Genomic DNA, 20463 nt, shown 5'->3' on the forward strand with positions numbered 1-20463 from the left:
GGAGGTCGCTACCGGCGCCGGCGAGCCGCGATCGCACGCTGGAACACCACGAACAGCAGCAGCATGACGCCGATCACGATGTAGGTCCACCAGGAGTCGACGCTCATGTAGGTGATCGAGATCTGGATGAGGCCGTAGACCAGCACCCCGAACAGCGACCCGATGACGTAGCCGCTGCCGCCGGTGAGGATCGTGCCGCCGATCACGACGGCGGCGATCGCCTGCAGCTCCATGCCGAGTCCGGCGAGGGGATTGCCCGACTGCGTGTACGAGGCGAACAGCACCCCGGCGATGCCGGCGCACGTGCCGCTGATCAGGTAGACGAGGAACACGGTGCGCGTCACGGCGAGCCCCATGAGGCGCGCGGACTGCTCGTTGCCGCCCACCGCGTACACGGTGCGCCCGAACCGCGTGTAGTGGAACACCCAGAAGGCGATCGCCACGAGCAGGAGGGACAGCAGCACGCCGGGCGTCGTCGTCCAGTCGCCGACGCCCCACGAGGTGCCGAGCAGCCAGTTGAGCGCGTCGTTGTGGATCGGCAGCGCCTTCAGGCTGGTGACGTAGGCGAGGCCGCGGGCGAGGAACATGCCCGCGAGCGACGCGATGAAGGGCTGGATGTCGAAGAACGCCACCATGACCCCGACGACCGCGCCGATCAGCGTTCCCGAGAGCACCATGAGCGGCAGCACCGCGGCGGCCGGCCAGCCGGCGGCGAACAGCTGCGCTCCCAGCAGACCGCTGAAGGCGATGACCGACCCGACCGAGAGGTCGATGCCGCCCGTGAGGATGACGAACGTCATGCCGACCGCGAGCACGATCAGGAACGGGTTGTTGTCGAACAGCGACGACAGCAGACGCGGCGAGACGAAGTCCCCGAACACGGCCTGCCCGGCGCCGAGCATGAGCACGAGGATCACGCAGGTGGCGAGCACGGGCAGCCAGGCGTTCAGCCGATAGCGCACCGACCGGCCGCGGCCGCCGAGGCGGGGCGCCCCGGTCGCGGCGGGGGCGGTCACTTGCTCACCGCCGCGCTCGCATCGATCGCCGCCGTGCCGGGCACGGACGGCGCCACCGGCCGCCGGCGCACGGCGAGCAGCCCGCGCACGCGCCGCGACTGCATGAGGCAGATCACGATCACGACGACGGCCTTGAACACCGGCGTCACCGCGGGCGGGATGCCGAGGAACGTGATCGAGGTGGTGAGGGTCTGGATGATGAGGACTCCGATCACGGTGCCGGCGATCGAGAACTTGCCGCCGGCCAGCGACGTACCGCCGATGACGACGGCGAGGATGGCGTCGACCTCGATGTTGAGGCCCGCGTTGTTGGCGTCGGCGGCCATGATGTTCGAGCTGTAGAGGATGCCCGCCATCCCGGCCAGCAGGCCCGAGATCGCGTAGACCGACCAGATGATGCCGCGCGACTGCACGCCGGCCAGGCGGCTCGCCTCCGGGTTGATGCCGACGGCCTCCATGAGCACGCCGAGCGCCGTGCGTCGCACCAGCAGCCCCACGATCGCGACGACCACGACCGCGATGAGGAACGCGACCGGCAGACCGAGGATCACGCCCGAGGCGAATTCCGCGTACGGCGCGCTCGTCACCGTCGTGATCTGCCCCTTGGTGATGAGCATCGCGATGCCGCGGCCCGCGAACATGAGCAGGAGCGTCGCGATGATGGGCTGGATCCGCACCACCGAGACGAGGAACCCGTTCCACGCGCCGAGCACGAGGGTGACGAGCAGACCCAGCGCCACGGCCACCGTGACGGTGCCGACCGAGCCCGGCTCGGGCGACGCCTCGATGTAGGTGAGCGAGACGGCGCCCGCGACCGCGAGCACCGCGCCGACGGAGAGGTCGATGCCGCGCGTCGCGATCACGAGCGTCATCCCGAGGGCGACCAGCATCAGCTGCGAGCTGTTGCGCAGGATGTCGATGCTCGAGCCGTACAGGGCGCCGTGCTTGATCGTGATGCTCAAGAACGACGGACGCGACAGCGTGTTGATCGCCACCAGGAGGACGAGCGCGACGATCGGCCAGAACAGCCGATGCCGGAGGATCCGCAGCGCGATCACGCGGCCGTCCCCTCGGCGATCAGGGCGACGATGTCATCCACGTCGATGTCCTCCTCGTTGACGACTTGGGCGATGATATGCCGGTCTTGCAGCACGTAGATGCGCTGCGAGATGCGCACGACCTCCTCGAGCTCCGACGAGATGAACAGCACCGCGACGCCGCCGGCCGCGAGGTCCGTGATCGCACGCTGGATCTCCGCCTTCGCACCGACGTCGATGCCGCGGGTGGGCTCGTCCAGGATGATGAGCTCGGGATCCGTGGCGAGCCAGCGGCCCAGGAGCACCTTCTGCTGGTTGCCGCCCGACAGGTTGCGGATGAGCGCGCCGGCATCGGGGGGCTGGACGCCGAGCGAGGTCATGTAGCGCTCGACGATCGCATCCTGCTGCGTGCGGCTCAGGGGCCGGGCCCAGCCGCGCTGCGCCTGCACCGCGAGCACGAGATTCTCGCGCACGCTCAGATCGGGAATGATGCCCTCGCTCCGGCGGTCCTCCGACGAGAAGGCGATGCGGTGGGCCAGCGCCGCCCGCGGGCTGCTGAGCCGGGCCGGCCGGCCGTGCACCTCGGCGTGGCCGGCATCCGGACGGTCGGCTCCGTAGAGCAGCCGCGCGAGCTCCGTGCGCCCGGAGCCGAGGAGCCCGGCGAGCCCCACGATCTCGCCCGGGCGCAGCTCGAGCGACGCCCCGGCGATCACGCCCTTGCGGCCCAGGTCCTCGACCCGCAGCACGGGCACCGTGGAGTCCGCGGCGCCGACGGCCAGGGCGCGGTCCTCGATCGCCTCGAGCCGGGCCAGCTCGCGGCCCAGCATCGTCGAGACGAGTTCGCGCCTCGGCAGCTCCGCGGTCGGGAACTCGCCCACCCGCCGGCCGTTGCGCAGCACGGTGATCCGGTCGCACAGCTCGTAGACCTGGTCGAGGAAGTGCGTGACGAACAGGACCGCGACGCCGGTGTCGCGCATCCGGCGCACGACGGCGAAGAGCTGCTCCACCTCGCTGCGGTCGAGGCTCGACGTGGGCTCGTCGAGCACGAGCACGGCGCTCTCGAGCACGGTGGCGCGTGCGATGGCGATGAGCTGCTGCACGGCGATGGAGTGCGACGACAGCGACGTGCGCGTGTCGATCTGCAGGCCCAGAAGCTCCAGCGCGGTGCGGGCCGCGCGATGGGTGGCGGACCAGTCGATGCCGAGGCGGCCCCGCACCTCGCGTCCCAGCATGACGTTCTCGCCCACGCTGAGGTTGGTGCAGAGATTGACCTCCTGGTAGACCGTCGCGATGCCCGCGGCCTGCGCGTCGGCCGTGCCCGAGAACCGCCGGGGCCGGCCGCCGACCTCGACCGTGCCGGAGTCGATGGCGTAGACGCCGGTGAGGGCCTTGATGAGGGTCGACTTGCCCGCACCGTTCTCGCCCATGAGCGCGTGGATCTCTCCGGCGCGCAGCACGAGGTCGACCCCGTCGAGCGCTTTGACGCCCGGGAACGCGATCGTGATGTCGCGGAGCTCGGCGACGACCGTGGATGGCATGGCGATGTCCTCGATTCGGCGGCCGATCGCGGCGCCGGGGCGGTGTGCTCCGGCGCCGCGATCGCGGTCAGCCCGTCCGTGCGTGCGGACTCAGTACTTACGGGTGGGCAGCGCCTGCTTGGCGGCGGCCTGGTCGAAGGCCTCGTCCTTGGCGAGGTAGAGCTTGTCCACCTTCTTGCCGGCCACGACGTCCTTCACGACCTGCGCCACCTGGTCGCCCAGCAGCGGGTTGCACTCGACGACGTAGTTGAACTGGCCGTTCGACAGCGCGGTCAGGCCGTCGTGGGTGCCGTCGATCGTGATGATCTGGATGTCCTTGCCGGGGGTCATGCCGGCGGCCTTGATCGCATCCAGGGCGCCGAGGCCCATGTCGTCGTTCTGGGCGAACAGGATGTTGATCTTGCTGCCGTACTTCTGCAGGAAGCCCTCCATCACGGTCTTGCCCTGCGCACGGGTGAAGTTGCCGTCCTGCTGATCCAGCACGTTGATGTCGGAGCCCTTCATCACCTTGCCGCAGCCGGTGGTGCGGTCGTTGGCGGCGCTCGATCCGGCGGTGCCCTGGAGGACGACCATGTTCGCGCTCTTGCCCGCGAAGTTGTCGACGATCCACTTGCAGGCCGTCTCGCCCTCCTTCTCGAAGTCGTCGCCGACGCGCGAGGCGATGTACTGGTGGTCGGCGGCGTCGACGTCGCGGTCCTCGAGGATCACGGGGATCTTGGCCTGCTTGGCCTGCTTGAGCACATCGGTCCAGCCGGTCTCGACGACCGGCGCGAAGACGATCGCCTGCACGCCCTGCGTGATGAACGAGCGGATCGCCGCGATCTGGTTCTCCTGCTTCTGCTGCGCGTCGGAGAAGTTCAGTTTGAACCCGTTCGACGAGTCGAGCGCCGCCTGCAGCGACTTCGTGTTGGCGGTGCGCCAGCCGCTCTCCGCGCCCTCCTGGGCGAACCCGACCTTGATGGTCTTCGACCCGGACGCGCCGGCTCCGCTGGAGGAACATCCCGCCAGTGCGAGCGAGGCGATGGCGGCGACCACGGCGGCCGCCACGAGACCCTTCTTCATAGTGACTCCCTTGTCATTGAGCTGCCGGGGGGCAACCCCGCTGTCATCCGACCGCGTCGGCTGTCATGATGTTAGCGTTCACAACTCATCACACCAGAGGGCGATGATCACGGTTCGATAACGGGGCGAGGGCCGGGTTTACCGGGGAGTCCCGGCACAAATGGCGAAACTCCGGCGCTTCATCACGTGCCGACGGCTATGTGATGGATCACATTCAGGCGGCTTCGGTGTCCCACCGGCGCCGGTAGTACCGGATGCGCTCCTCGTCGCGCCCGATGCCGTACGCCGCGAAGAACTCGGGCTGCCACCCGGGACCGAAGTTCAGATCGAGGTTGCCGCTGGCGACCGCGAGGTCGGCCCAGCGATCGGCGCGCCCCAGCCGCCCCAGGTCGACGTGTGCGCTCCAGCGGCCGTCGGCGCCTACGAGGGTGTTCGGAACGCACGGATCGCCGTGGGCGACCACTGGCTCGTCGACCGGCGGAGGGTTCACGCCGCCGCGCTCCTCGGCCGAGCGGCTGAACGGGCATGCCGCCACCGGCAGGTGCTCGTGCAGGGCGCGCAGGCCCTCGCCGAGCGCGCGGGCGGCGATGCGGGGCTCGAGCAGCACCGCGCTCGCCCCGGGCAGCGCTCGCGTCACGAGCAGCTGCGCACCCGCGTCGACGCGCAGTTGCAGCACCTCCGGCACGGGATGGTACGGCGACGCCCAGTCCAGCCGGGCGCGCTCCGCCGTCAGGTCGGGACCGCCGGGCGGGCTCCACTTCAGGTACCGGGCTCCGGCGCGATAGGTGAGCCCGCCGAGCTCGTTGAGCCAGACGGCCTCGAGCTCGTCATCGCCGGCCGCCGCGCGCACCAGGGCGGGGACCGTCGTGCCGCTCGGCGGCATCCCGGAGAGGGCGGGCGAGTTCACCACCGGCCCAGGCGCGCGTTCAGAACGGCGAGCGCGGCGGGCCCGGCCGTCGAGGTGCGCAGCACCTCCGCACCGAGCCGCACGGGCATGCCGAGCGCGAGTTCTCTCGCGGTGAGGCCCCCTTCCGGACCGACCACGAGCGTCACGTCGCCCTGCGCCGGCAGCTCGACCGCGGTCAACGCCCGGTCGGCGGCCGGCTCGAGCACGAGCACGAGCCCCGGCAGCGGCGACCCGAGCGGCAGCACCTCGGGAACCCGCGACCGGATCGACTGCTTCGTCGCCTCGCGCACGATCGCCGCCCAGCGCTCCCGTCCCTTCGCCGCCTTCGGACCGTCCCAGCGCGACACCGACCGGTCGGCCTGCCAGGGGATCACGCCGCTCACGCCGAGCTCGGTCGCCGCCTGGATGGCGAGCTCGTCGCGGTCGCCCTTCGCGAGAGCCTGGGCGAGCCAGAGCCGCGGCTCGGGCTCCGGGTCGTGCTGCACGTCGTCGACCTCGATGCTGAGCTCACCGGAGGCGACGTCGACGACGGGACCCCGCACCACGAACCCGGCGCCGTCGGCGATGGCGAGCCGCTCCCCCGGGCGCACGCGCGCGACGGCGATCGCGTGCCGCGCCTCGTCACCCCGCAGGCGCACGCGGGCGCCGACCTCGGCATCCGCCGGCTCCAGGTCGGGATCCAGGTACAGGGAGGCCACGTCTCCACCCTCCCACTCGCGGGCGACGCTCGAGTCATCCCTTCCGAAATGCAGGAGGGAAGGCACCCGGATGCCGTGTCCGCGGGCGGTCAGCCGCTTGCAGGGCGCGCCGCTCCTGCATTTCGGAATGGGAACCGGATCGCGGCGGCGTCGGGCGTGCGGCGTCAGATGTTGAGGAAGCGGTCGCGCAGCTTCGCGAACAGGCCCTGCTGGAAGGTCGAGAACTCGGGAGGCACCGGGCGCCGCGACGCCGCGAACTGCTTCATGAGCTCCTGCTCCTTGCTGTTCAGCCGCACGGGAGTGACGACCTGGATGCCGACCTTCAGATCGCCCCGCCCGCCGCCGCGCAGCCGGGTGATGCCACGATCCTTGACCGTGACGATGTCGGCGCTCTGGGTGCCCGGCTTCACCTCGACCGAGACCTCGCCGTCGAGCCCCTGCAGCGTCGCGGTGGTGCCGAGCACGGCATCCGTCATCTGCACCTCGAGCGTCGCGAGCAGGTCGTCGCCGCTGCGGCTGAACGTGTCGTGATGCTTGACCTTCACCTCGAGATAGAGGTCGCCGTTCGGGCCGCCGGCGGGGCCGGCCTCGCCCTCGCCGGGCAGGTGCAGCCGCAGCCCCGTGTCGACGCCGGAGGGCACGTCGACGTGCACGGTGCGCTTGGCCCGCACGCGACCCTGGCCGGCGCACGTCGGGCACGGGTTCGGGATCACGGTGCCGTAGCCGCGGCACGTGCCGCACGGCGACGACGTCATGACGTTGCCGAGAAGCGAGCGCACGGTGCGCTGGATCGACCCCGTGCCGCCGCAGATGTCGCAGGTCACCGGCTGGGTGCCGGGCGCGCAGCACGAACCGGAGCAGGTCGGGCAGACCACGGCCGTGTCGACCTCGAACTCGCGCGCGACGCCGAACACGACGTCGGCGAGCTCGACCTCGATGCGCAGCAGGGCGTCCTGACCCCGCTCGCGGCGCGATCGCGGCCCGCTCGAGCGCTGCTGCGCCGCGCCGAAGAACGTCTCGAAGATGTCGCCGAACCCGAAGCCTCCGCTGGCGCCGCCGCTGAACGGGTTGCCGGACCCGCCGAGGTCGTAGCGCTCGCGCTGCTCCGGATCGCTCAGCACGTCGTACGCGTGCGTCACGCCCTTGAAGCGCTCGGACGCCTCCTCGCTCGGATTGACGTCGGGATGCAGCTCCCGTGCAAGCCGGCGGTACGCCTTCTTGATCTCCTCGGGGCTCGCATCGCGAGAGACGCCGAGGGTCTCGTAGTGGTCAGCCACGCGTTATCTAGTCCTCACCGAGCAGCCGGCTGAGATACCGCGCGACCGCGCGGACGGCTGCCATGTTGTTCGAATAGTCCATGCGGGTCGGGCCGAGCACCCCGAGGTGCGCGACGCTGCCGCCGGATGCCGTATACCCGCTCGCGACCACGCTCGCCTCGCCGAGGCCGTACCCGGCCATCTCCCGGCCGATGCGCGTCTGCACCGCGTCGTCCTCGAGCTCCATCTCCGAGAACAGGTGCAGCAACGTGACCTGCTGCTCGATCGCCTCGAGCACGGGGAAGATGCTGCCGGTGAAGTCGCCCTCGGTGCGGGCGAGGTTCGCGGCCCCCGCCATCACCAGGCGGTCCTGCCGGTTGGCGGCGACCTGCTCGCCGAGGCTGCCGACCACGGCGTTGACGACGTCGGCGCGCTCGGGCGGGAAGGCATCCGGGAGCGCGTGCAGCCGACCCGCGGCCTCGGCGAGCGCGAGCCCGCCCAGCTGCTCGTTGAGGCGCTCGCGCAGCGCGGCGACGCCCTCCGCGTCGAGCGGCTGCGGCACCTCGACGAGGCGCTGATCGACCCGACCGGTGTCGGTGATCAGCACGGTCATGAGGCGGGTGGGCGCGAGTCCGACCACCTCGATGTGCCGCACCCGGGCGCTGCCGAACGATGGGTACTGCGCGAGCGCGACCTGGTTCGTGAGCTGCGAGAGGGTGCGCACGGTGCGCGCGAGCACGTCGTCGAGGTCGACCGCGTCGCCGAGGAACGTCTCGATCGCCGTGCGCTGCGCGTTCGTCAGCGGGCGCAGCTCGGTCAGCTCGTCGACGAAGACGCGGTAGCCCTTGTCGGTCGGCACCCGCCCGGACGAGGTGTGCGGGGCCGCGATGAGCTCCTCCTCCTCGAGCAGCGCCATGTCGTTGCGGATGGTCGCCGACGAGACCCCGAAGGCGTGCCGCTCGACGATCGACTTCGACCCGACCGGTTCACGGGAGGCGACGTAGTCCTGCACGATGACCCGGAGCACTGCGAGTCCGCGTTCCGAGACCATGGCCACCGCCCTCCATCGCTTAGCACTCGACGATACCGACTGCCAATCGTAGCCGCAGGCGCGTGACGAAATCGTTGCCTCGCCGTTCCCGGTGCCGCTATCTTGTGGTCGTGCTTGTGCCGCTCCCCACGGGACGCGACGAGCGCGAGCCCGTGCACTTTCCCCGCTGTCGAAGTCGACAGCACCCAACGAAAGGCAACTACCCATGACCGAGCCTGCCGCCCCTGCACCTCAGCCGCAGCCGGCTGCTCCGTTCTCGGAGGCCGAGGACAAGCAGTACGCCACGCTGGCGACGTTCCTCAACATCATCCTTCTCATCCCGGCGCTGATCTTCTACTTCGCGTTCAAGGACCGCGGTCCGCGCATCGCCGAGCAGAGCAAGGAGAACCTGAACTGGACGATCAACATCTCGGTGATCGTCGTCGCGGCCTGGATCCTCTCGATCTTCTTCGCCTTCATCCCGTTCGTCGGCTGGATCATCAGCCTCCTGCTCGGCCTCATCGCCTGGGCGGCGCTCATCGTCAACCTGATCTTCTCGATCATCGGCGGCGTGCAGCTCAGCGGCGGCCAGAAGACCAGCTACCGCTACCCCTTCGCGATCCGCGTCATCAAGTAGCGCGCGACGCTCGAGGCGCCGGGTCCTTCGGGGCCCGGCGCTTCTGCGCGCGGGGGGGGTCAGGTGAGGCGGCGCACTACGGCATCCGCGAGCAGCCGGCCCCGGCGGGTGAGCGCGACCCGACCGTCGATCGCCGTGCGACCGTCGACGAGTCCCTCCGCGATGAGCGCCGCGACCGCGGAGCGCCCGTTCTGCTCGAGCGCCTCGATCGGCAGCCCGTCGGCGATGCGCGTGCCCAGCAGGATGCGCTCGAGTCGCCGGGCGTCGTCGTCCAGCGTCTCGCGGCCCGCCGCCGGTGACGCTCCGCCCGCGATCCGCTCCGCGTACGCCGCCGGATGCTTGACATTCCACCAGCGCACCCCGCCGACGTGGCTGTGCGCGCCCGGGCCGACGCCCCACCAGTCCTGCCCCGTCCAGTAGGCGAGGTTGTGCCGGGAGCGATGCGCGGGGTCGGTCGCCCAGTTGCTCACCTCGTACCAGGCGAGGCCGGCATCCGTCAGCCGCTCGTCGGCGAGGTCGTACATGTCGGCCTGGAGGTCGTCATCGGGCTGGGCGATGCGCCCGCGCGCGATGTCGCGGTGCAGGCGCGTGCCGGGCTCGACGATGAGCGCGTACGCGCTCAGGTGATCCGGACGCTGCGCGAGCGCGAGGTCGATCGACGCGGCCCAGTCCTCGAGCGACTCCCCCGGCGTGCCGTAGATGAGGTCGAGGCTGACCTGCAGCCCGGCCTCGCGCGCCCACTGCACGACGAGGGGGATGCGCTCGGGGTCGTGCGTGCGGTCGAGGGTGGCGAGCACGTGCGGCACCGCCGACTGCATGCCGAAGCTCACGCGGGTGAAGCCCGCCTCGGCGAGCTGCGCGAGCGCGGCGGCGTCGACCGAGTCGGGGTTCGCCTCGGTCGTGACCTCCGCACCGGGGGCGAGCCCGAAGCGATCCCGGATGCCGGCCAGCATCCGGCCGAGGGCCTCGGCCGGCAGCAGGGTCGGCGTGCCCCCGCCGAAGAACACCGTCGCCGCGGGACGCGCCATCGCACCGAGCACCCGCTGTGCGAGGTCCAGCTCGGCGATCGCCTGACCGGGGTAGTCGCTCTGCCTGACCCCCCGGATCTCCTGCGCCGTGTACGTGTTGAAGTCGCAGTACCCGCAACGCACCCGGCAGAACGGCACGTGCACGTAGACGCCCAGATCGCGCTCGCGCCAGCCCGCGGCCGCCGATGCGGGCAGCATCCCATCGGCCGGGGCGGGATCCGCGATGGGCAGCGCTGACGGCATGACCCGATCCTCGCAGTTCCCGTCGGGCGCGGCTGAGCGGGTCCGGCCGGCGGCGGGCATCGCGCCGCCGACCGGACCGGCGCCCTAGTGGCCGTACCGGTGGAGCCCGTCCTCCCAGCCGCCGCGCGGTGCGGGCAGCACGCCCGCATCGTGCACGATGTCGCCGCCCACGATGGTGAGCACCGACTTCGTGCCGGTGATCTGCGACTCGGGCACCGAGAAGAAGTCGCGGTCGAGCACGGCGAGATCCGCGTGGTTGCCGACCTTGATCCCGTCGCCCAGGTCATCCTCCTGCAGGAACCACGAGGACGTCGAGGTGGCGAGACGGATGGCGTCGACGCGGCTGATCGCCTGCCCCTCGTTGATGAGGTCTCCGCGGAGGTTCTTGCCCGTGACCATCGTGTACAGGTTCAGCCAGGGGTTGATGACGGTGATGTCACCGCCGTCGGAGTGGTAGGCCGTCGGGATCCCGCTCGACAGGATCGTCCGGTAGGGCGGACCCTGCAGGGCGCCGCTGCGCACCGCACCCCAGCCGACCTTGAGACCGCCGCCGAGGCCCTTGAGCTTCTGCACGTACTCGGCGGTGATGAACGGCACATGCGCGACGACCCACCGCAGGTCCGTGATCGGGAACTCCTGGTTGACCTGGTTCCAGCCGTCGATGATGGCCTTGAAGTCGGCGGTCGTCAGCGAGTGGTTCTCATTGCGCCAGCGCGCCTTCGCGACCGCCCGCGTGCCCTCGAGCCAGACCGGCGTTCCCATGCCGGTGAGGCCGCCGGCCGTCCACTCGCCGATCGCACCGGTGCGGAGCATGTCGTTGCCGAAGAACGGGAACGAGTCCTTCAGCCGCTGCGTCAGTTGCGGCACCGAGGCATCCATGTCCTCCTCGGCGAAGTCCACGCGCAGGCGCACCGGCAGCTTCTGGGCCCGGTTCAGCGCGAGGAACGGCTTGTGCATCGTGTACTTGTTCTCGTTGAAGATGGCGCCGCTCGGCTCGTCGGTGTGGAAGGCGCCGGAGTCGAAGTGCGTCGTGATGCCGAGCCCCGCGTAGTACTGCAGGGCGCCGAGGGTGGTGCGCTCGCGGCTGTCGTCGGTGAGGAAGTCCTGCCGCAGCGCGAGGAGCGCCTGCCCGGCGGCGCCGGTGCCGAAGGCGCTGCCGCTCAGCGTTCCGGTCGCTCCGACCGCGATGCCCTTGCTCTCGAAGTAGTCCTTGCCGAGCTGGTTCGTGACGACGCCGCCCTGTGCGGCCTCGAGGAACACCGGGCGGTTGACGGCGCTGAGCTCGGTCAGGTTCGGCAGCCGTCCCTCGCGGAACTGCATCGCCGAGATGGGCCCCACCGTCGTGATGAACTGGCCGGCCGGCACGTGAGCGGCGCGCGCCTGCAGTCGCGCCACGGCATCCGGGATCGTGAAGACGTCCTCGAGCAGCTCGTGATACCCGGGCCGGTTGCCCACCAGCACGATGTGGTTGTGCGAGTCGACGATGCCCGGGATGACGGTGCGGCCGCCGAGATCGATGCGGGTTGCCTGGCCGCCGGCCTTCTGGGCGTCCTTGCCGAGCGCGACGAAACGTCCGTCCCGGATGCGCACCTCGCCGACGACGGTGTCGTGCTCGTCGCCGAGGTGGATCCTGCCGTTGACCAGCAGGAGGTCGCCGCCGCCGTCGGTCGGCTTGTCCGCTGATGCGGCCATCGCCGGCGACGCGGCCCCGAGGGTCGCGGCCGCCGCCGCCGCGCCGCCGCCGATGATGAGCCCCCGACGGGAGATCCCTTCGACACCGCGTCCATGTGTGCTTTTCGCCATGGTGCTGCTCCTTCTGTCGACATTGACAACGAGGGGGCGACCTTCATGACCAGCGAGACCGTTAACCCCTGCTGCACGAACTTAGCGACAGTGAACGGCGTACCACAACCGATTGCGGGAGCTCAGCCGCCGATCGGTCCCGTCAGCGAGCGCTCGTAACGAGCCGTGTAGAAGGCCTGCAGCAGGCGGGCGACCGGGTACGCGATCCACATGAGGGCGTTCGACGGACGTGAGAACGCCCGGATCACGAGCCACACCGACCCGTCGGGCTGGCGCTCGACCACGAACGCCTCCTCCCCGCGCTCCGGATGCCCGGGCAGCGTGCCGTAGGCGAATCCGCGCCGGGTCGGCTCATCGATCACGTACACCACGCGTGCCGGGATCGGGAACGGCCACAACGCCATCCGGAGCTTGGCTGTGTCGCCGGGCTGCAGCAGGGGCGTGCCGTCCGCGGAATACACCGTCTCGGAGGCTCCCCCGACGACCGCCGGTTGCACGGGAACCCCGTCGGCGTCGAACGCGACGGGCGTGTACGCAGCGACCCGCGCCTCGGCCGGCACCGGCTGCTGCTCCACCTTCAGCCCCGATCGACGCTGGATGCCCCAGCTCATAGCCTCGGTCCACGCGAATCGCCAGCGCTCGTCGCCGTGCCCGATCCGCACCCGGCGCTCGAGCGGGCGGTAGCCCGTCGGGGGGTACCGGAGCAGGTCCGGCTCCTGCGTCGCCCCGATCGCGCCGTAGGTCACGGGCACCTTCCAGAGCGGGGTCGCGGCCATCACTCCAGGGTAAGGGGATGCTCCCGGAGGTACTGCGCCACGATCGTGTGCGGTGCCACCTCGCACCACGCGCTCACCACGAGTTCGCCGAGGCGGCGACGGGTGATGCGGTTCAGCCGCACGAGCACCGCCGGATATCCGTCGAAGTGCGAGATGGTGAAGAAGACGCCGACGTCCTCGGCCAGGAGCGCCTGCTTCTCGTGCTCGTGCGCGACCCGCGCACCGAGGATCGGCCCCTCCTGCTCGCCGACCTCCTCGATCTCCTTCGCCCGCAGCGGCCGCTCCCACACGAAACCGCGCTTGACCGCCCAGGTGCGGTTGCCCCACTTCGTCGTCTCCTCGACGTCGGGAAGCGCCATCGCCAGCTCCCGGACGTCGTCCCAGGTCGCCATGGCGCCACGCTACGCCGCGTCGGCGGAGGCGTCACGGAGCGGGTATACCGGAGCCAGTGACCCAGAAGCTCTCGTCGACGCCGTCGCCGGCGAAGCCCTTTCCGGCACGCTTCACGATCCCGCTCCTGCTGGGCTCGACCCTCAACCCGATCAACAGCTCGATGCTCGCGACCGGCCTCGCCGCGATCGCGCGCGACTTCCACGTCGGGCCCGGCCAGAGCGCCGCGCTCGTCTCCGTGCTCTATCTGTGCAGTTCGGTCGCCCAGCCGACGATGGGCAAGCTCGCGCAGCTCTTCGGCCCGCGCCGGATCTTCCTCGTCGGCATCGCGATCCTCGCGGCGGGCGGCATCGTCGGCGCGACCGCGCCGCAGTTCTGGGTGCTGCTCGTCTCGCGGGCCCTCATCGGCGTCGGCAGTTCGGCCGCCTATCCGACCGGGATGGCGCTCGTGCGCCGCCGCGCCGAGTCGCTCGGCGTCGGTGTGCCCAGCCGGGTGATCGGCAACTTCTCGATCGCCGCGCAGATCACGGTCGTGCTCGGGCTGCCGATCGGCGGGGTGCTGACCGGACTGTTCGGATGGCGCGCCCTCTTCCTCGTCAACATCCCGCTCGCCGTCGGCGTCTTCCTCTTCGCCTTCTTCGGCATCGCGAAAGACGAGGCCCGTCGCAAGCGCGCCCGGGGGCGTGCGCTGGTGGCGGCCGTCGACATCCCGGGCATCGCGCTGTTCGCCGCGGCGATCGTGAGCCTGCTGCTGTTCCTGTCCGACCTGCGGGCTCCGCTCTGGTGGCTCCTGCCGGTCTTCGTCGCCGCGACCGCAGGGTTCGTGCTGTGGGAGCGACGCACCTCCCAGCCGCTCGTCGACATCCGGATGCTGGCGGCCAACGGCCCGCTGCAGCGCACCTACCTGCGCCAGATCATCGTCGGCCTCGGCGTGTACACCGGCCTCTACGGGATCAGCCAGTGGATGGAGGACGCGGCCGGGTACTCCGCGTTCGAGGTGGGCCTGCTCCTGCTGCCGCTGTCCGGCACGGGCATCGTGCTGGCCCGCATCGTGTCGGTGCGCGGCTGGGTGCGCTGGCCGCTCATCGTCGGTGCGGTCGCGCTCATCGGCACGGGCGTCGCCGCGCTGTTCATCGACCACCGCGCGGGCGTGCTCGTGCTGCTCGGGCTGACGCTGCTGTTCGGCACGACCAACGGCCTCAGCAACTTCGCGAACCAGACGACGCTGTACGTGCAGTCCCCGTCGGAGACGTTCGCGGTGGCGTCGGGCCTCTACCGCACCGCGTCCTACCTCGGCGCGATCTTCTCGGCGAGCGTCATCAGCCTCTCGTTCGGCAGCCGGGTCTCGGATGCCGGATTCCACGCGGTCGCCTGGGTGCTCGTCGCGATCGGCGTCGGGGCGCTGCTCATGACCACGCTCGACCGGCGGATCCCCGTCGTCGCGCGCGGGCGGGCGCGCGGCTGACGCCCGTCAGGCCGCGCTCGCGGGGATCAGGCCTGCCAGTCGAGCACCGGCAGACCGTCCCCGTCGTGAGCGGCCCCCGCGACGACGACGATGAAGTCGACGAGCGGCCAGATGCCGAAGGTGATCCAGCCGACCAGCAGCTTCGCCACGCCCATCCCGATGTTCCCGAGATAGAAGCGGTCGACGCCGAGCCCGCCGAGGAAGAAGCTGAGCAGCGTCGCGACGAGGCGGCTCTTCGGCGAGACCGGGTACGCGCGCGCAGCCGGATACGGCGCCGGAGGCTGCATCATGCGCGGACGCGCGTGGGTGTAGGTGGTGCCGTCCCACCAGTGCTCCGTCGACGGGTCGCGCGGGTCGGTGTACCAGCCGGGAGGCGCCGTCGTCATGTCGCCATGGTGGCCAGCGCGGACGATCGCGTCAAATCAGCGGATGGTGCGGCGAGCGCTATCTGTCCTTCTTCGACGTCTCCACGTCGCCGGAGAGCGCGGCGATGAACGCCTCCTGGGGCACCTCGACGCGGCCGACCATCTTCATCCGCTTCTTGCCCTCCTTCTGCTTCTCGAGCAGCTTGCGCTTGCGGGTGATGTCGCCGCCGTAGCACTTGGCGAGCACGTCCTTGCGCATCGCGCGGATGTTCTCGCGCGCGATGATGCGGGCGCCGATCGCGGCCTGGATCGGGACCTCGAACTGCTGCCGCGGGATCAGCTCCCGCAGCCGCGTGGCCATCATGGTGCCGTAGGCGTACGCCTTGTCCTTGTGCACGATGGCGCTGAACGCGTCGACCGTCTCGCCCTGGAGCAGGATGTCGACCTTCACGAGGTCGCCCGGCGCCTCCCCCGCGGGCTCGTAGTCGAGCGAGGCGTAGCCCTGGGTGCGCGACTTCAGCTGGTCGAAGAAGTCGAAGACGATCTCGCCGAGCGGGAGCGTGTACTTGAGCTCGACGCGGTCCTCGCCGAGGAAGTCCATCGACTTCATCGTGCCGCGGCGGTTCTGGCAGAGGTCCATGATCGTGCCGACGTAGTCCTTCGGCGCGAGGATCGAGGCGTTGACGACGGGCTCGAGCACCTCGGCGATCTTCGCCCCCGTCGGGTACTCGCTCGGGTTGGTCACGGTGACCGTCTTCCGGTCCTCGGTCGTGACCTGGTACGGCACGCTCGGCGCCGTCGTGATGAGGTCGAGATCGAACTCGCGGCGCAGGCGTTCGGTGATGATCTCCAGGTGCAGGAGGCCGAGGAAGCCGCAGCGGAACCCGAAGCCGAGCGCGACGCTCGTCTCGGGTTCGTACTGCAGCGCGGCATCCGACAGCTTGAGCTTGTCGAGCGCCTCGCGCAGCTCCGGGTAGTCGGAGCCGTCGATCGGGTAGATGCCCGAGAAGACCATCGGCAGCGGATCGGTGTAGCCGAGCAGGGCCTCGGTCGCCGGCTTGACCGCCGTCGTGACGGTGTCGCCGACCTTCGACTGGCGCACGTCCTTGACGCCCGTGATGAGGTAGCCGACCTCGCCGACGCCGAGACCCTTCGACGGGGTCGGCTCGGGGCTCGAGACCCCGATCTCCAGGATGTCGTGGGTCGCCCGGGTCGACATCATCTGGATGCGCTCGCGCGGGCTCAGCTCGCCGTCGACCATGCGCACGTAGGTGACGACGCCGCGGTAGGCGTCGTACACCGAGTCGAAGATCATCGCACGCGCCGGTGCGTCCTTCACGCCCACCGGAGCCGGGATCCGCTCCACCACCCGGTCGAGCAGGGCCTCGACGCCCTCCCCCGTCTTGCCGCTCACCTTGAGCACGTCCGCGGGGTCGCCGCCGATGAGCTGCGCCAGCTCACGGGCGTACTTCTCCGGCTCGGCCGACGGCAGATCGATCTTGTTGAGCACGGGGATGATCTCGAGGTCGTTCTCGAGAGCCAGGTACAGGTTGGCGAGGGTCTGGGCCTCGATGCCCTGGGCGGCATCCACCAGCAGGATGGCGCCCTCGCACGCCGCGAGCGACCGGCTCACCTCGTACGTGAAGTCGACGTGCCCGGGAGTGTCGATCATGTTCAGGGCATACGTCCCGTCGGCGGCCTGCCACGGCATCCGGACCGCCTGCGACTTGATCGTGATGCCGCGCTCGCGCTCGATGTCCATGCGGTCCAGATACTGGGCGCGCATGTCGCGGTCGCTGACGACGCCCGTGATCTGCAGCATGCGGTCGGCCAGGGTCGACTTGCCGTGATCGATGTGCGCGATGATGCAGAAGTTCCGGATACGCGCGGGGTCGGTCGCAGCCGGTTCGAGAGGCTTCAGGGCGCGCGGAGACATGACGGGCCATTGTCTCATTCGCGGCGGAGGCCGGCTGCGCCGCGGGAGAACGCGACTCGGAGTGCCGCCTTGATGTTTTCTAGGTGAAACCATATAGTGCGAACGAATCTCGATTCCGGAGTTCTCCTTTGCAGCCCAGCAGAACGGATCACATGAAGCTCACCCGACTCGTCGCGGCCTCCGCGGCGACCGCCCTCCTCGGTGCAGCGGCCCTTGCGGCTGCCACGCCGGCGTTCGCGATCCCCGCTCCCAGCACCCAGTACGTGACGGCGAGCCAGTTCGTGGCGGAGGCCTCGCCCTACCCGCACCAGTGGTTCAAGGGGAACGTGACCGCCCCCGTGGGCACCTACACGAGCGTTCCGACCGGTCTGACGGTGAACGGCAACGCGCAGCCGCTCAACGGCGACACGCCGACGACCGGGCTCGCCAACCTCGTCTCGGGGGCGTCGTTCACGGCCGACGGGCCCGCGGCCTTCCAGATCCCGATCTTCACCAACACCGACGCGACCGACGCCGCCAGCCCGACCGGGTTCACGACGCTCGTGCCCGACGACATCACGCCGGGCGCCCTGCACACGACGACCTGGCATTCGACGCAGGACATCTCCCGCGCCGGCACCGTGCAGTACACCGCGAACACGAGCCACTTCGCGCTCGCCGACCTCGAGACCTACCTGTCGGGCGATACGACGCCGTACACGATCCTGGCGTACGGGTTCTATGTGGACTCGAGCTTCACCACGACGCTGCACACCGTCACCTGGGACGGCGTCACCACCGACTTCATGGCCGCTCCGACGGCGACGCTGTCGGCCACGTCGCTCACCACCAAGCAGGTCACCTCGACGGGCATCGACGCGACCTTCACCGGCTTCGTGCCCGGTGAGCTCGTGGACTTCGGCTACGGCAGCGGCCAGTCCGGCGACAGCTACGGCGCCCCGGTCGCGGCCGACGCGAACGGCACGGTCAGCGTGCACTTCGTCGCTCCGACCGGCTTCACCGCGGGCACCTACACGCTCGGCGCCTATGGCGAGACCTCGACCTTCTCGGCCGTGGGCACGTTCACGGTCGCCGACCCGGCCCCGGCCGCCAGCCTGGCCGCGACGGGCATCGACGCGACCCCCTACCTGATCGCCGCGGCGGCGCTGCTCGTCTTCGGTGCAGCGTTCGGCGTCATCGCCTGGCGGCGTCGGCGCGTCGACGCGTAACGCTCCACGACGCGGGAGGAACGTCACCGGCGTTCCTCCCGCGTCGATTGGCTGGTAACGTAGCCCCTTGGTTTCCCGTGCGTCCCACCGCGCGGTTCGCCGATCGCGCCCCTCTACCGCGAACGGCACCTCCACTCGACGCAGTAGACGTAAGGACACGCATGGCCAACATCAAGTCGCAGATCAAGCGCATCGGCACCAACAAGAAGGCGCAGGAGCGCAACAAGGCCGTCAAGAGCGAGCTCAAGACCGCCATCCGCGCCACGCGCGAGGCGATCACCGCCGGCGACAAGGACAAGGCGTCGGCCGCTTTGAAGGTCGCCACCAAGAAGCTCGACAAGGCGACGAGCAAGGGCGTCATCCACGCCAACCAGGCCGCCAACCGCAAGTCGGCGATCTCGAAGGCCGTCGCGAGCCTGTAACCACGTTCTCGTCGAAGGGCCCCGCACCGGGTGGTGCGGGGCCCTTCGCGTATCGGGGGACGGCGAATGCGAGGGCGGTGTGCCGTTAGCGTGGACGGATGGCCGTACCCGACTTCGTGCTCGAGCTGCGAGAGCGGATCGGACACGCACCCCTGTGGCTCTCGGGGGTCACGGCTGTCGTGCTCGATGACGCCCGGGAGCGGGTGCTGCTCATCCGCCGCGCCGACAACGGAGCCTGGACCCCCGTCACGGGGATCATCGATCCGGGCGAGCAGCCGGCGGTCGCCGCGGCGCGCGAGGCACTCGAGGAGACGGGCGTCGTCATCCGGGTCGCACGGCTGGCGTCGACCTCGGTGACTCCCGACATCATGTACGAGAACGGAGATCGCAGCCGGTATCTCGACCTCACCTTCGAGTGCCGGTACGTCTCCGGTGCGCCGCATCCGGCCGACGGCGAGGCGAGCGAGGTCGGCTGGTACCGGCTCGACTCGCTCCCGCCGATGACGGACGAGATGCGCTGGCGCATCGACACCGCACTCGAGGACGGGCCGGCGAGATTCCTGCCGGCGTAGGCGACCGGGAACTCGGCCGCCCCGCTCGTGCTCACCGTTCCCCGCGGGCGGCGACGATCCCGACCATGCGCTCGAGGGCATAGACGGGATCGCGGCCGGCGCCCTTGACCTGGGCGTCGGCGTCGGCCAGCGACTCGATGACGCGGCCGAGGCCCTCGTCGGTCCAGCCCTGGAGGTCTCGGCGCGCGCGGTCGATCTGCCAGGGCGCGAGGCCGAGCTGTTGCGCGAGCTGATTCGACCCCCCGCGCGTGCCCGCGACCTTCGCCATCGTGCGCACCTTGCTCGCGAACGCCGCGACCACCGGCACCGGGTCCGCGCCGGAGGCGAGTGCGTGCCGGAGCAGCCCCAGCGCCTCACCATGCCGGCCGGCGATGGCGGCATCCGCGACGGCGAACGCCGTCGTCTCGACCCGGCCGCCGTAGTACTTGTCCACCGTCGCCTCGGTGATCTCGCTGTCGGTGTCGGCGAGCAACTGCTGACAGGCGGCCGCGAGCTCCGCGAGGTCGTCGCTGAACGCGGACACGAGCGCGCGCTGCGCTCCCCCGGTGATCCGGCGATGCGCCGCCTGGAATTCCGCGGCGACGAAGTCGAGCTTGTCGGCGTCGCGCTTGAGCTCGGCGCAGACGATCTCGATACCGCCGCCGAGTCCCCCGCGGATCGCATCGAGGAGCTTCTTGCCCCGCACGCCCCCTGCATGCCGCAGGACCAGGTACGTGTCGTCGGCCGGGCTGGCGAGGTAGGCGAGCGCCTCCTCGAGGAAGGCGTCGCCGGTCTTCTCGACACCCTCGACGCGGAGCAGACGCGGCTCGGCGAACAGCGAGGGGCTCGCCAGCGTGATCAGCTCGCCCGGCGCGTACGCGCTCGCGTCGAGATCGGACACCTCGAGCGTCGGATCCTCCGCCCGCAGCGTGTCGCGCAGCAGCCGGATGGCGCGGTCGGCCAGCACCGTCTCGGTGCCGCTCACCAGCACCACGGGCGCCGGTCGCACGCGGTCCCAGGGCAGCTGCGGGATCGACGCCTTCGGCGCCGCGGCGCCCCGCGAGCTCGATCGTCGCGCCGGAGCCGCCATGCCGC

Annotated in this window: 20 protein-coding genes; 5 read left to right on the top strand and 15 right to left on the bottom strand. The window is 70.5% G+C overall.

The features are described 5' to 3' along the window. Nucleotides 1-8 precede the first annotated feature (8 nt). From ABD285_RS13215 to hrcA, 8 genes are all read right to left on the bottom strand, one after another. The gene (locus ABD285_RS13215; RefSeq protein WP_284255122.1) at nt 9-1016 is read right to left on the bottom strand and encodes an ABC transporter permease subunit; all 1008 of its coding nucleotides are present in this window, start codon (nt 1014-1016) and stop codon (nt 9-11) included. Further along, complete coding sequence (locus ABD285_RS13220) at nt 1013-2074, bottom strand: ABC transporter permease (protein WP_284255121.1); 1062 nt, start codon at nt 2072-2074, stop codon at nt 1013-1015. Before ABD285_RS13220 ends, ABD285_RS13215 begins: the two co-directional genes overlap by 4 nt. Then, on the bottom strand, nt 2071-3591 hold the full coding sequence (locus tag ABD285_RS13225; protein WP_344202954.1) for a sugar ABC transporter ATP-binding protein: 1521 nt from the start codon (nt 3589-3591) through the stop codon (nt 2071-2073). Before ABD285_RS13225 ends, ABD285_RS13220 begins: the two co-directional genes overlap by 4 nt. 90 nt (nt 3592-3681) lie before the next feature. Next, nucleotides 3682-4653, bottom strand: a complete 972-nt coding sequence (locus ABD285_RS13230) for an ABC transporter substrate-binding protein (protein WP_284255120.1) — start codon at nt 4651-4653, stop codon at nt 3682-3684. A 214-nt stretch (nt 4654-4867) separates the two neighbouring features. Further along, entirely contained in the window at nt 4868-5563 is a 696-nt protein-coding gene (locus ABD285_RS13235; protein WP_284255119.1) for a phosphotransferase, read from the bottom strand. Continuing rightward, nucleotides 5557-6258 carry a 16S rRNA (uracil(1498)-N(3))-methyltransferase gene (locus ABD285_RS13240; RefSeq protein WP_344202956.1) on the bottom strand — a complete coding sequence of 234 codons (702 nt, stop codon included), beginning with the start codon at nt 6256-6258 and terminating at the stop codon, nt 5557-5559. The genes ABD285_RS13235 and ABD285_RS13240 overlap by 7 nt, the downstream gene beginning before the upstream one ends. A gap of 164 nt (nt 6259-6422) precedes the next feature. Next, nucleotides 6423-7535: a molecular chaperone DnaJ gene (gene dnaJ, locus ABD285_RS13245; protein WP_284255118.1), complete on the bottom strand. Its 1113-nt coding sequence runs from the start codon at nt 7533-7535 to the stop codon at nt 6423-6425. A 7-nt stretch (nt 7536-7542) separates the two neighbouring features. Next, a complete protein-coding gene (hrcA, locus tag ABD285_RS13250; protein ID WP_284255117.1) occupies nt 7543-8565 on the bottom strand; it encodes a heat-inducible transcriptional repressor HrcA in 1023 nt (340 codons plus the stop codon). 205 nt (nt 8566-8770) lie between these two features. On the opposite strand from hrcA, the gene ABD285_RS13255 reads away from it, so the two are divergent. Continuing rightward, a complete protein-coding gene (locus tag ABD285_RS13255; protein WP_284255116.1) occupies nt 8771-9181 on the top strand; it encodes a DUF4870 domain-containing protein in 411 nt (136 codons plus the stop codon). Between the two features lie 59 nt (nt 9182-9240). Here the strand turns inward: ABD285_RS13255 and hemW are convergent, their stop codons facing one another. The 4 genes from hemW to ABD285_RS13275 all read right to left on the bottom strand — a co-directional run bounded on the left by hemW (nt 9241) and on the right by ABD285_RS13275 (nt 13423). Beyond that, the gene (hemW, locus tag ABD285_RS13260) at nt 9241-10452 is read right to left on the bottom strand and encodes a radical SAM family heme chaperone HemW (protein WP_344202959.1); all 1212 of its coding nucleotides are present in this window, start codon (nt 10450-10452) and stop codon (nt 9241-9243) included. Nucleotides 10453-10536: 84 nt separating this feature from the next. Further along, nucleotides 10537-12255 (bottom strand): amidohydrolase family protein, encoded by a 1719-nt coding sequence (locus ABD285_RS13265; protein WP_284255115.1) that lies wholly within the window; start codon nt 12253-12255, stop codon nt 10537-10539. 122 nt (nt 12256-12377) lie between these two features. Then, nucleotides 12378-13031 carry a DUF1990 domain-containing protein gene (locus ABD285_RS13270; protein ID WP_344202961.1) on the bottom strand — a complete coding sequence of 218 codons (654 nt, stop codon included), beginning with the start codon at nt 13029-13031 and terminating at the stop codon, nt 12378-12380. Beyond that, nucleotides 13031-13423, bottom strand: coding sequence for an MmcQ/YjbR family DNA-binding protein (locus ABD285_RS13275; RefSeq protein ID WP_284255113.1), 393 nt, complete (start codon nt 13421-13423; stop codon nt 13031-13033). Before ABD285_RS13275 ends, ABD285_RS13270 begins: the two co-directional genes overlap by 1 nt. 56 nt (nt 13424-13479) lie before the next feature. On the opposite strand from ABD285_RS13275, the gene ABD285_RS13280 reads away from it, so the two are divergent. Beyond that, nucleotides 13480-14886 carry an MFS transporter gene (locus ABD285_RS13280; RefSeq protein WP_284255112.1) on the top strand — a complete coding sequence of 469 codons (1407 nt, stop codon included), beginning with the start codon at nt 13480-13482 and terminating at the stop codon, nt 14884-14886. Nucleotides 14887-14912: 26 nt separating this feature from the next. Here ABD285_RS13280 and ABD285_RS13285 read toward each other — a convergent pair whose 3' ends face one another. Both ABD285_RS13285 and lepA read right to left on the bottom strand, forming a co-directional pair. Further along, nucleotides 14913-15272, bottom strand: coding sequence for an NINE protein (locus tag ABD285_RS13285; protein WP_284255111.1), 360 nt, complete (start codon nt 15270-15272; stop codon nt 14913-14915). Between the two features lie 58 nt (nt 15273-15330). After that, nucleotides 15331-17187, bottom strand: a complete 1857-nt coding sequence (gene lepA / locus ABD285_RS13290) for a translation elongation factor 4 (protein ID WP_344202964.1) — start codon at nt 17185-17187, stop codon at nt 15331-15333. 152 nt (nt 17188-17339) lie between these two features. Here lepA and ABD285_RS13295 point away from each other — a divergent pair, with 152 nt between their 5' ends. The 3 genes from ABD285_RS13295 (at nt 17340) to ABD285_RS13305 (ending at nt 19389) form a co-directional block, all read left to right on the top strand. Beyond that, complete coding sequence (locus tag ABD285_RS13295; protein WP_344202966.1) at nt 17340-18395, top strand: LPXTG cell wall anchor domain-containing protein; 1056 nt, start codon at nt 17340-17342, stop codon at nt 18393-18395. Between the two features lie 161 nt (nt 18396-18556). Further along, a complete protein-coding gene (gene rpsT, locus ABD285_RS13300; protein ID WP_284255109.1) occupies nt 18557-18817 on the top strand; it encodes a 30S ribosomal protein S20 in 261 nt (86 codons plus the stop codon). Nucleotides 18818-18915: 98 nt separating this feature from the next. Next, a complete protein-coding gene (locus tag ABD285_RS13305; RefSeq protein ID WP_284255108.1) occupies nt 18916-19389 on the top strand; it encodes an NUDIX hydrolase in 474 nt (157 codons plus the stop codon). Nucleotides 19390-19420: 31 nt separating this feature from the next. Here the strand turns inward: ABD285_RS13305 and holA are convergent, their stop codons facing one another. Next, nucleotides 19421-20458, bottom strand: coding sequence for a DNA polymerase III subunit delta (gene holA, locus ABD285_RS13310; RefSeq protein WP_344202969.1), 1038 nt, complete (start codon nt 20456-20458; stop codon nt 19421-19423). Nucleotides 20459-20463: the final 5 nt, after the last annotated feature.

Source organism: Pseudolysinimonas kribbensis, from assembly GCF_039531715.1.
GTDB classification, from domain to species: domain Bacteria; phylum Actinomycetota; class Actinomycetes; order Actinomycetales; family Microbacteriaceae; genus Pseudolysinimonas; species Pseudolysinimonas kribbensis.